Below are 11,070 nucleotides of genomic sequence, written 5' to 3'. Positions count from 1 at the left end.
ACCGTCGGGTTGACGGTATCGACCGGGATCGCAGCGGACGCCGTGGACGTTCCGGCATTGCCGACGAGGTCCTTGAACGCCGTGAGGGTGACCTTGGCTGCGGTCGTGCTGTCATCGTCGGCGGTGAAGGTGACCGTGGCGGAGCGCCCGTCGTCGGCGACGAAGAGCGAGCCCGGCTCGATGCTGCCGCCGGTGGCGCTCATTTTGAGGGAGGCAGGATCGAAGGCTTCCGAGAAGGTGAAGGTGACCGTAGAGCTCCGGTTGTCGTCGCTGAAGCTGGTCTCGGCGAACGCGATCCCCACCGTCGGATTGACGGTGTCGACCGGGACCGCCGTGGACGCGGTGGAGGTCCCGGCATTGCCGGCGAGGTCCTTGAACGCCGTGAGGGTGACCTTGGCGGCGGTCGTGCTGTTGTCGTCGGCGATGAACGTGGCCGTGGCGGAGAGCCCATCTTGGGCGACGACGAGAGAGCCCGGCTCGATGCCGCCGCCGGTGGTGTTCACCATGAGGGAGGCAGGATCGACGGCTTCCGTGAAGGAGAAAGTGACCTTCGAGGTCATGTTGCCGTCGTCGAGGCTGGCATCCGCGATCACGACCGTCGCCGTCGGCGCGGTGGCGTCGACCGTGAACGTCTTGACCGTCGTGCTCAGCTTCGTGTTGCCGGCGAGGTCGGTCACGAGAGCCGTGAGGCTGTAGCTGCCATCCGTCAGGGGCGTGCCGTCCAGGTCCGAATCGGCGAAGGCCAGGGTGTAGCGACCGTTCGGATCGGCGACGGCGGTGCCGATCTCGGATCCGTCCAGGAAGAGCTGGACGGTGGCGCCGGCCTCGGCCGTGCCGGTGAAGCTCGGGGTGGTGCTGTTGGTGAGCAGATCGGTGGCACTGACGCCGGTATCGGAGGCCTCAGCCAAGCCAAAGGTCGGAAGGATTGTGCTGTTGTCCACCCGGACAGGGCTCAGATCGCTGGTGGTGGTGTTGCCGGCACTGTCCGTCGCGGTGGCGCGGAAGATGTAGCTGCCGTCCAGCAATGAGGGGGTCGACGCCGTCGTGAACGTGCCGCCGGTGACCGTGGCGACCAGCGTCACGGCGGTCCCGTTGACGAGCACGGGGTTGCCGGCCAGATCGAGCACGGCGACGGTCACGGTGGAGCCTGCCTCGACCGTGCCGCTGACCGACAGGGTTCGATCACGGGTGATGTGGTCCGAATCGCTCGCGCCGGTATCCTGCGAGATCGTCAGCAGCGCGACCGTCGGGTTGACGGTGTCGACCGTTGCGTTGTCTGACATGGAGGGGGCGTTGGCGTTGCCCGCGACATCGGTGAAGGCTCCGGCGGACACGTAGATCGAGACCGGCTCGGTGGAATTCTGATCGGCCGTGACGAAGCCGGTATAGGTCAGGCCGTCGAGGCTGGCGGTCAGATCACTGAGAGTACCGCCGTTGACCGTGACCGCGGTCTTGTCGAAGCCGGCCGAGATCTCGCTCAGGGTGATGGTCACGGCCGAGGTCGGATTGGTGGCGCTGAAGGCCGTCGAGGCCAGGTCGACGGTCACCGTCGGTGCCACCGTGTCGATGTTCAGGGTCTTCGAACCGCCGGTCGAGCCCACGTTGGAGGCAAGATCGGCATACTCCCCGATGACGGACAGGTTGGCCGAGCCGACGAAGCCATCCTGCGCCGTGAAGGTTCCCGTCCAGGTCGTGCCACCGTTGCTGCTAATCAAGGTGCCCAAGGTGCCGGCAGGAAGTCCGGAGACCTCGGGAATGAAGACGTCGCTCGCGGTGAAGCCGGTCACCGCTTCGGAGAAGGTGAAGGTCACGACCTCGGTTGTGTCGTTCAGGTTGAGATCGGCGTCGACCGCCACGATGGAGGTCACCGTCGGTGCCTGGGTGTCGACCGTTGCGGTATCGGGAACGGAGCCGAGGTTGGCGTTGCCCGCCGCATCGGTGAAGCGTCCTAGGCCCACGGAGACCGAGACCGGCGTGGTGGAGTTCGGATTGGCCGTGACGGTACCGGTATAGGTCATGCCGCCGTCGCTGGCGGTCAGATCGCCGATGCTCCCGCCGGTGATCGTGACATCGGACTTATCGAAGTCGGTCGCCGCCTCTGTCAGGGTGAAGGTCACCTGCGAGGTCGGGTTGGTGTTGCTGAAGGCCGTCGATGCCAGGTTGACGGTCACCATCGGCGCCTGCGTGTCGATGGTCAGGGTCTCCAAGCCGCCAGCCGCGCCCGGGTTGGAGGCAGCGTCGAGATAGGCACCGCTGACGGCCAGCGTGGCCGAGCCGGTCTGGCCCGCGCTCGCCGTGAAGGTGCCCGTCCAGGTGAGGCCACCGTTGGTGGTCTCCAAGTCGCCCAGCAATCCGGGACCGGTGACGAGGACATCGTCCTTGGCGAAGCCGGTCACCGCCTCGGAGAAGGTGAAGGTCACCAGCGTGGAGTTGGAGGCCGAGTTGAGCTCGGTGTCGGCCGCCACGATGGAGACAACCGTCGGCGCCACCGTGTCGACCGTGGCCGTGTCGGAGTTGGAGACGGTGTTGGAATTACCCGCCGTATCGCCGAAGGCTCCGGCGGCCACGGAGATCGAGAGCTGCGTGGTGGAATCTTCGTAGGCCGAGACAGTGCCGGTATAGGTCCCGTCGCCGTTGTTGATCAGCTCGCCGATGCTACCGCCGACGACCGTGACGTCGGAGGCATCGAAGTCGGAGCCAGGGAAGTCGGTCGAGGCCTCGCTCAGGGTGAAGGTCACCTCAGAGCTCCGGTTGGCGATGTTGAACGAATCCGCCGCCAGGGCGACGGTCACCGTCGGCGCCACCATGTCGACCGTCGCCGTGTCGACGAGGGAGGCGGCGTTGCCATTGGCCGCCGCGTCGTTGAAGCGTTCGGCGGCCACCGAGACGGAGAGCTCCCCGGTGAAGCCCTCATCGGCCGTGACGGTGCCGGTGTAGGTCAGGCCGTCGGCGCTGACGGTCAGATCGCCGATGCTACCGCCGGTGACCGTGACGTCGGTTCGATTGAAATTGATCGAGGCCTCACTCAGGGTGAAGGTTACCGTCACGTCCGGAACGTTGACGTTGAGCGTGGCCGCCAAGATATTGATTTCCACCGTCGGCGCCACCGTGTCGACCGTCGCCGTATCGAGGTTGGAGGGTGTGTTGGCGTTGCCCGCCGCATCGGTGAAGGCTCCGGCGTCCACGAGGATCGTGACTGGCGCGGTGGAGTCCTCCTCGGCCGTGAATGTGCCGGTATAGGTCAGGCCGTCGACGCTGGCGGTCAGATCGCCGATGCTCCCGCCGGTGACCGTGACGTCGCTCTTGTCGAAGTTGTCCGAGGCCTCGCTCAGGATGAAGGTCACCTCAGAGGTCGGGCTGAGGATATTGAACGTGTCCGCCGGCATATTGACGCTCACCGTCGGCGCCACCGTGTCGACCGTCGCCGTGTCGGGGGTGGAGGCGGTATTGGCGTTGCCAGAGTAATCGACGAAGGCTCCGGCGGCCACGGAGATCGAGACCGGCGCGGTGGAGTTCGGATTGGCCGTGAATGTGCCGGTATAGATCAGGCCATTGGCGGTCAGATCGCTGATGGTACCGCCGGTGACCGTGACGTCGGCCTTATCGAAGTTTGGCGAGGGCTCGCTCAGGGTGAAGGTCACCTCCGAGGTCCCGTTGCCGATGTTAAACGCATCGCGGTCCAGGTCGATGAGCACCGTCGGCGCCCTCGTGTCGATGGACAGGGTTTGCGTATAGCCTTCCGAGCCCGGATTGGAGGCAAGATCGGCATAATACCCGGTGACGGACAGCGTGGTTGAGCCGGCGAATCCCTCCGCCGCCGTGAAGGTTCCCGTCCAGGTCTTGCCGCCGTTGCTGCCCGTCAAGGTGCCGATCTCGCCGGCACCGTCGGCGATGGAGACATCGCTCGCGTCGAAGTCTTTCACCTCCTCGGAGAAGGTGAAGGTCACCTCCGTGGTGTTGGAGGTCACGTTGAGGTCGGAGGCCACCACCTCGATGAGGGACACCGTCGGGTCGACGGTGTCGACGGTGGCGGTGTCGCTGGCGCTGATGGTGGCGGCGTTGGCGTTGCCCGCCGCATCGGTGAAGCGTCCGGCGGCCACGGAGACCGAGACCGGCGTGGTGGAGTTCGCATTGGCCGTGACGGTGCCGATATAGGTCAGGCCGTCGTCGCTGGCGGTCAGACCGTCGATGGTACCGCCGGTGACTACGATGAAGGACGCATCGAAGTCGGGCGAGGCCTCGCTGAGGGTGACGGTCACCTGCGAGGTCGGGTTGGTGTTGCTGAAGGCCGACGAGTCGAGCTCGACGATCACCGTCGGCGCCGTCTGGTCGATGGTCAGATCGAGCGAGCCACCAGCGTGACCATCCTCAAAGTTGGAATTTTTGTAACCATCGGTGACGGACAGCGTGACAGCACCATCGAAACCCGGAGCCGCATGGAAGACGGCCGTCCAGACAACACCGTCGTCGGAGGCGAAGTCGCTCACATAACCGGCATTGCCGGGGATGACGACGTCGTCCATGTCGAAGCCGTTCACCGCCTCGGAGAAGGTGAAGGTCACCTCCGTGGTGTTGGCGGTTCCGTTGAGAACATCGGCAGCTGCAGTGATCGACACTACGGTGGGGCCTAAAATGGCCATGGCGTTTCACTCCAGAGATTTGAATCGACGACGGATTTCGAGCGATCGAGCTCGGTCATAGCCAGCTAAAAACGCGGCACCATGAAGTATCATCCAGCCTTAGGCGGTTTATGCCCCATCAGACCAAATCGAAGGCTTCATCCGCATCGCATGAGCGGGAATTGCGACAGCTGGATAGAACAAAGAATCCGGTGGCACATCCCTCATATGAGTGAGGACGGGGGTGTTTATTTGATTTTCGCACCTCCCTCGTTTGAGGGATGGTGCCGATTCGAAGGTCTATGCTAGACGATTCGGATCGATGTCAGGCAACCGGCACGTGGCAATTCATGAAAACTTAATCATTCATCAGCGCGGGTTAATTTTCATGTCTTCCTCCGTGCACTTCGAGCACATTCTTCTTGGAGATTCGGATTCGGAAGAGAATGCATGTCTCGGCATATCCGACGGACGGATCGTCGCGATCCTGGTGCGCTCGTCCGAATTTGAAAATTACGCCGAGCAGACGCGGTGGTATCTCGATAAAGGGTTCGGGTCGTGTGACCAGCAGGGCTTGATGTTTCCTTCATTGGACGCAGCAAAAAGCTGGATCACGACTCAACTATCCATCAATTACATGTATGGTGGAATCGCCTTTATTTAGAGCGCCCAACATAACCTTTTGATCTGGTTGAGGTTGATGAGGCTGGCGAAGGCCTCGTCGATGGCGCCGCGTCGCTCATAGCGGACGGGAAGGCGGCGGAAGCGGTTGAGCCAGGGGGGGTGCGCTCCATGACCCAACGATGCCGACCGGGCTTGTTGCTTCTCTCGATGCCCTTCCGCGCGATGCGCGGCACGATCCCCCGCGCCCGGCATTCGTGCCGATTTAGAGTGCCTCACAAAACTCCCGATCACGGTCGGTTCTCCCTCGGAGTACGACGGCGCAGCGGGAGTTTGGTGAGAGACACTTAGCCGGGACGGACGCGCCATCCAGGCAAGTCCGGTTCCAGCCGATCCCCCGTGGCGTGCAGGCGCTCCAAGCAGCCTATCGCCTTGCGAACCCGATATCGACCGCCACCGCCTCGAGCCGTTCGGGTTCGCGCTCTTTGCGCTCGGAATACCTGTCGACGAGGTAGTCTGCCCTTTCACGGGTCAGGAGGGTGAACTTGAACAGTTCCTCGCAGACGTCGACCACCCGGTCGTAGAGGGGGCCGGGCTTCATACGGCCGGCCTCATCGAACTCCTTGTAGGCCATGGGCACTGAGGACTGGTTCGGGATGGTGATCATCCGCATCCAGCGCCCGAGGATGCGCAGGGCGTTGACGGCGTTGAACGATTGCGAGCCGCCTGAGACCTGCATCACGGCCAGGGTCCGGCCCTGCGTCGGGCGCACCGACCCCTCCGACAGGGGCAGCCAGTCGATCTGGCTCTTGATGACGCCGGTCAAGTTGCCGTGTCGTTCGGGGCTGACCCAGACGTGTCCCTCCGACCAGATCGAGAGGTTGCGCAGTTCCTGGACCTTCGGGTGGTCGGCCGTGGCGTCGTCCGGCAGCGGCAAGCCGTGCGCATCGTAGATCCGCACCTCGCCGCCCATGGCCTGAAGCAGCCGCGCGGCCTCGTAGGCGAGGAAGCGGCTGAACGAACGCTCCCGGAGCGATCCGTACAGGATCAGGAACCGCGGAGCGTGGGTGAACGGCGTTAGCACCTGAAGGCCGGTGCTCGTCGGGACCTCGAGGTGCCTCTCGCTCAGGTTCGGCATGCCATCGGCGAAGGGTTGCTGAGGCTTGTCCAAGGCGTCGGTGTCCTCTACATTTCAATGATTATTGAGGTATTGACATCATGATGGGCGAACGGCAAGCCGTGGCCGCCTTTGCGGCCCTCGGCCAGGAGCATCGCATGCGCATCGTGCGCCAGCTCGTCACCGCCGGGCCGGACGGGATGGCAGCCGGCATGCTGGCCGAGGCGGTCGGCGTGTCGGGCACCAACCTGTCCTTCCACGTGAAGGAGCTCACCCATGCCGGGCTCGTCACCTCCCGCCGCGAGGGACGCTCGATCATCTACAGCGCCGCCTACCCGGACCTGTCGGAACTGATCCAGTTCCTGATGCGCGATTGCTGCCAGGGGCGCCCCGAGGTCTGCGCCCCGGCCGTCGCAGCCCTCTCCGCCTGCTGCAAGGAGACCTCTCGATGGACGTCGTGATCTACCACAACCCGGATTGCGGAACGTCCCGCAACACCCTGGCCCTCATTCGCAATGCCGGCATCGAGCCACACGTGGTCGAGTACCTGAAAACGCCGCCGAGCCGCACCCTGGTACGTCAGCTCGCCGAGCGGGCCGGCGCCACGATCCGAGACTTCCTGCGCGAGAAGGGGACACCCTTCGTGGAACTCGGCCTCGCCGACCCGGCCCTCACGGACGACCAGCTTCTGGATGCCATCGAGGCGCACCCGATCCTGCTCAATCGGCCTTTGGTGGTGAGCCCGAAGGGCGTCGCCCTGTGCCGCCCCTCCGAGGCGGTCCTCGACCTCTTGCCGGTCCAGCGAGGCGAGTTCGTGAAGGAAGACGGCGAGCGCGTCGTCGACGAGTACGGGCGCCGCGTCGCCAGCGCCTGATCGGCTTCCCGCTCCATCAAGAACAAGAAACGGTGCCGATGCTCGCGCTTGCCATTTTCGTGGTCACCCTCGTCTTCGTCATCTGGCAACCCAAGGGCCTCGGGATCGGATGGAGCGCCCTCACGGGGGCCGCCGTGGCCCTCGCAAGCGGGGTCATCCATCCAGGCGACATCCCTGTGGTCTGGCATATCGTCTGGGATGCCACCTTCACGTTCGTGGCGCTCATCGTCATATCGCTTCTCCTGGACGAGGCGGGGTTCTTCCATTGGGCCGCCCTACACATCGCCCGGTGGGGTGGTGGTCGTGGCCGCCGCCTGTTTCCCCTGGTCATCCTTCTCGGGTCGGCGATTGCGGCGGTGTTCGCCAACGACGGGGCTGCGCTTCTCCTCACCCCCATCGTGCTCGCCATCCTGCTGCGGCTCGACTTCAAGCCGGTGGCGGCCCTCGCCTTCATCGTCGCCTGCGGGTTCGTGGCCGACAGCACCAGCCTGCCGCTGGTGATCTCGAACCTCGTCAACATCGTTTCCGCCAACTTCTTCGACATCACCTTCAGCCGCTATGCCGCCGTGATGGTACCGGTGAACCTCGTCTCGCTCGCCACGACCCTGCTGGTCCTGTGGATGTTCTACCGCCGCGACCTGCCAGCGACCTACCCGGTGGGCCAGTTGGAGGCGCCTCGTCGTGCCATCCGCGATCCCTCAGTGTTCACGGCGGCCTTCCCGCTGCTCACTCTCCTTCTCGCCGCCTACTTCGTCTCCGCGCCCTTCGGCATACCGGTATCAGTCGTCACCTGTGCCGGCGCCCTGATCCTTCTGGCTCTCGCCAGCCGAAGCCGCGTGATCCCCATCCGTAAGATCCTCGCGGGGGCACCGTGGCAGATCGTGCTGTTCAGCCTCGGCATGTACCTCGTCGTCTACGGTCTGAAGAATGCCGGCCTGACGGACTACTTGGCGCAGGGTCTGGTCTGGCTCTCAGGCCAGGGAACGGTCGTCGCCACCATCGGGACGGGCTTCGCCGCCGCCATCCTGTCTTCCGTCATGAACAACATGCCGGGCGTGCTGGTGGGGGCGCTTTCGATCCAGCAGACCCCCGACCTGTCGCCGCTGATGCGCCAGTCTATGATCTACGCCAACGTCATCGGGTGCGACCTCGGCCCGAAGTTCACACCGATCGGCAGCCTTGCGACCTTGCTTTGGCTCCACGTGCTCGCCAGCCGGGGGCAGCACATCACGTGGGGGCAGTACATGAAGGTAGGGCTGATCATCACCCCACCCGTGCTTCTGGTGACGCTTTTGGCCTTGGCGCTGTGGATGCCGTTGCTGGGCGTACCGTAGCTGCCCCATGGGCCAGGGCATGCGCTGGTCCGTGGGTTCGCTTCTCCCCGCTCTGCCGGAGCGGAAGAACCGGGATCCATGCGCTTTGACGAAACATCGACGATTCCGTTCTCGGACCTGTCGCATCTCCGCGCCCGCATGGCGCTCTACAGCCAGGATGGGACCAAGGGGCACTTAAGGCCGGGTGACTCGTCGTGGATGCCGTGATGCCCACGAGCCTCAGCCGGACCTTTCAGGATGATGTCGGCCTGTCTATGACCGCCCCCGGGGGCCGCTCGTCAGCCCATTCGGGTGGTATCCATCGCTTGGATCAAACCCCGAGGAGACCTCCTAAAGAAGCCTATCCCGTTCGATCTGCTGCAAATTTTTGAGGTAGGAGGGTGGAGCGGGTACCGGGAATCGAACCCGGGTATTCAGCTTGGAAGGACGATCCCCCGGGCTTTCCGCCTCGCCACCTCCCCGGCGCTTCCCGCGCAAACCGTTAATCCTGCATGGCTTTTCCCGGTGGACCGTTCCCGGGGACTCTTGCGGCCGCGTTTCGGACGTGCGGTATCCATGCGGTATCCACGGAGACGGACATGGCGGCATCGCGGGGGACATACGCACGGGAGCGGGCGCGGCTGACGGCGGAGCACCTGAAGAAGGCGCGCCGGATGATCGATAGCGGGACCGTCCCCGGCCGCGGGATCGACTTCTGCGACGACGCCTTCCCGGGGCTCGTGCTCCGCGTGACGCCGGCGGCCGGCAACTGGATCCTCAAGCTCCGCATGTCGACCCTCCGCCTCGGGGACATGGCTTCCGTCTCGGTCGCCGCGGCGCGTGAGGCGGCCGCCCGGGCCCGGCTGGACGTGAAGGATGGGCGGGACCCCCGGCAGGACGTCGCCGTCTACGCGCATGCCATGGTCACGACCGGCGGCGACCACGAGACCTCGGCGGACGCGGCTTGGCCGGTGGAGGTAGAACGGCAGAGCGACGAGGACCGGCGGCGGCACGGCCCGTGGGAATGGCGGGACCTCGTCGATCTGTTCCTTGAGGAGAAGCGGCCGGACCTCGACCCTGGGTACTTCCCCGCATACGCTTCGTACCTGCGCCACAAGGCATTCGACCGGATCGCCCGCCGCCCCGTCCGTGAGGTCACGGCCACCGACCTGCAGGGTATCCGGAACGAGATCATCGCCGCGAACTCGCGCAGCGCGGCCGCCCGGGCCGTACGCCAGGGACGGGAGATGCTCGACTGGGCCTGGTCGAACCATAGCGGCGTGTCCGGCATGGCGAAGGCGACTGAGAAGTGGCCGCTCTGGCGAGACCAGTGGACGATCCGATACAAGCCGAGCAAGCGCAGGCACGCGCCCGAGATCGACGAGCTCGCCCGGACCCTGGCCGTCGCGGAGAGATACCGGACACTCGGTCAGACGGAACACGCGACCGCGCCGGGCACTCTAGCGATGCTGTGGTTCACTGTCCTCACGGGCCAGCGCACGGGCGCCGTCGCGGAGACCGCACGGTTGGACGTTGCCCCCATCCCCGAGGACGCCGGCGTGCCGGGACCGGGTTGGCGCGCCGTGACATGGAGCGCCGGGGTCATGAAGGAAGATCGCCCGTTTGTGCTCCCCCTCCCCCCGGGCGCCTGGTACGTGATCGACCGGGTGCTTGCCGAGGATCCCGACCGTGAGACGAATCGCTGGCTTTTCCCGTCGATCCGGGGGGACGGCCATGTCGGCCAGGGTGCCCTGAACGCGCTCCTCTACCGGCTGCGGGGGAAGAAGGTGACGGGGTCGACGGTCACCGCGCGGCCGCTGGTCGATTATTTCGGGATCCACGGCATCCGGCCTTGGACGCTGCATGACGTCCGCCGGGCGATCACGACGTTCCTCTCGGACCATCGCCTGGGCGGGGCCGCGTCCGCGATCCTGGACCACGAGGCCGGAGTGACCGAGGACGAGCGCGACCGCCGCTCCGCCGTCACGCGCCTTCACTACGACCGGAGCCAACGGATACCCCTCAAGTCGGAGGGCATGGCCCTGTGGGTCGATGCGGTGCTGGAGGCCTACGAGAACGAGCGGGCCGCGCTGGCCGCGCTGCCGGCACCGGTCACGAGGGAACGCACGAAGCGAGGCCCCGGGAGGGCTCAGCCAACCGCCCCCTGACCCTGCCGGGCGCGTCGTTCAGGTCCCAGCTTGCGGGCGAGATCCGCTGGCTTGCCCGCCCGCACGAAACCCCGGCTGACCTGTCGGTCCACGGCCGCGAGCTCCTGGAGGGCATCGCCCAGGGCCCGGCGCAGGGCATCCCGCGCGTCACCGTCGCAGGCATCCAGATAGGCGCGTTCCATCTCGTCCACGACTGTCTCCATCGATTCGCTCATGAGAACGAATGAAGAACAAACGAGGCCGGGAGTCGATCCCAAATTGAGGCCAGGGATTTCTTTACCCTGCGCAAACGTCGCGCTTGCCCACCTCTCGGCGAGCTGCGATCGTCCAGATTCACCCCGCCCCCGAGGCCTCCCCC

At 65.3% G+C, this 11,070-nt stretch carries 9 protein-coding genes and 1 pseudogene; 6 read left to right on the top strand and 4 right to left on the bottom strand.

Annotated elements, in window-relative coordinates:
* Positions 1–4,640: beta strand repeat-containing protein (locus MBTS_RS20665; RefSeq protein ID WP_210322900.1), on the bottom strand; the 4,640-nt coding region annotated here is incomplete at its 3' end.
* Positions 4,641–4,941: 301 nt separating this feature from the next.
* Here MBTS_RS20665 and MBTS_RS20660 point away from each other — a divergent pair.
* Complete coding sequence (locus MBTS_RS20660; RefSeq protein WP_210322899.1) at positions 4,942–5,283, top strand: hypothetical protein; 342 nt, start codon at positions 4,942–4,944, stop codon at positions 5,281–5,283.
* On the opposite strand, the pseudogene MBTS_RS20655 reads toward MBTS_RS20660, so the two are convergent.
* A pseudogene (locus tag MBTS_RS20655) lies at positions 5,280–5,503 on the bottom strand (IS5/IS1182 family transposase); the annotation flags it as partial. The gene MBTS_RS20660 and the pseudogene MBTS_RS20655 sit on opposite strands and share 4 nt — an antisense overlap.
* A 161-nt stretch (positions 5,504–5,664) precedes the next feature.
* Positions 5,665–6,411 (bottom strand): arsenical resistance protein ArsH, encoded by a 747-nt coding sequence (gene arsH, locus MBTS_RS20650; protein WP_192216374.1) that lies wholly within the window; start codon positions 6,409–6,411, stop codon positions 5,665–5,667.
* Positions 6,412–6,458: 47 nt separating this feature from the next.
* On the opposite strand from arsH, the gene MBTS_RS20645 reads away from it, so the two are divergent.
* The 5 genes from MBTS_RS20645 (at position 6,459) to MBTS_RS20630 (ending at position 10,712) form a co-directional block, all read left to right on the top strand.
* Positions 6,459–6,818, top strand: coding sequence for an ArsR/SmtB family transcription factor (locus MBTS_RS20645; RefSeq protein WP_056251812.1), 360 nt, complete (start codon positions 6,459–6,461; stop codon positions 6,816–6,818).
* Positions 6,806–7,231, top strand: coding sequence for an arsenate reductase (glutaredoxin) (arsC, locus tag MBTS_RS20640; RefSeq protein WP_056251808.1), 426 nt, complete (start codon positions 6,806–6,808; stop codon positions 7,229–7,231). Before MBTS_RS20645 ends, arsC begins: the two co-directional genes overlap by 13 nt.
* Positions 7,232–7,269: 38 nt before the next feature.
* A complete protein-coding gene (locus tag MBTS_RS20635; protein WP_192216373.1) occupies positions 7,270–8,565 on the top strand; it encodes an arsenic transporter in 1,296 nt (431 codons plus the stop codon).
* A gap of 78 nt (positions 8,566–8,643) precedes the next feature.
* Positions 8,644–8,772 carry a hypothetical protein gene (locus MBTS_RS24070; protein WP_280529949.1) on the top strand — a complete coding sequence of 43 codons (129 nt, stop codon included), beginning with the start codon at positions 8,644–8,646 and terminating at the stop codon, positions 8,770–8,772.
* A gap of 371 nt (positions 8,773–9,143) precedes the next feature.
* Positions 9,144–10,712, top strand: coding sequence for an integrase arm-type DNA-binding domain-containing protein (locus MBTS_RS20630; RefSeq protein WP_018044269.1), 1,569 nt, complete (start codon positions 9,144–9,146; stop codon positions 10,710–10,712).
* Here the strand turns inward: MBTS_RS20630 and MBTS_RS20625 are convergent.
* Positions 10,694–10,915, bottom strand: coding sequence for a hypothetical protein (locus MBTS_RS20625; RefSeq protein WP_238206022.1), 222 nt, complete (start codon positions 10,913–10,915; stop codon positions 10,694–10,696). The genes MBTS_RS20630 and MBTS_RS20625 overlap by 19 nt on opposite strands.
* Positions 10,916–11,070: the final 155 nt, after the last annotated feature.

It is taken from the genome of Methylobacterium bullatum, assembly GCF_014845095.1.
Classification (GTDB): domain Bacteria; phylum Pseudomonadota; class Alphaproteobacteria; order Rhizobiales; family Beijerinckiaceae; genus Methylobacterium; species Methylobacterium bullatum.
Note: the sequence above shows the minus strand (reverse complement) of the source record. Positions and strands in the feature narration are given on the sequence as shown.

Coding starts and splice junctions, on each gene's coding strand:
- MBTS_RS20635 (WP_192216373.1), top strand. CDS start 7,270: ATGCTCGCGCTTGCCATTTTCGTGGTCACCCTCGTCTTCGTCATCTGG.
- MBTS_RS20660 (WP_210322899.1), top strand. CDS start 4,942: ATGTCAGGCAACCGGCACGTGGCAATTCATGAAAACTTAATCATTCAT.
- MBTS_RS20630 (WP_018044269.1), top strand. CDS start 9,144: ATGGCGGCATCGCGGGGGACATACGCACGGGAGCGGGCGCGGCTGACG.
- MBTS_RS24070 (WP_280529949.1), top strand. CDS start 8,644: ATGCGCTTTGACGAAACATCGACGATTCCGTTCTCGGACCTGTCGCAT.
- MBTS_RS20645 (WP_056251812.1), top strand. CDS start 6,459: ATGATGGGCGAACGGCAAGCCGTGGCCGCCTTTGCGGCCCTCGGCCAG.
- MBTS_RS20625 (WP_238206022.1), bottom strand. CDS start 10,915: ATGGAGACAGTCGTGGACGAGATGGAACGCGCCTATCTGGATGCCTGC.
- arsC (WP_056251808.1), top strand. CDS start 6,806: ATGGACGTCGTGATCTACCACAACCCGGATTGCGGAACGTCCCGCAAC.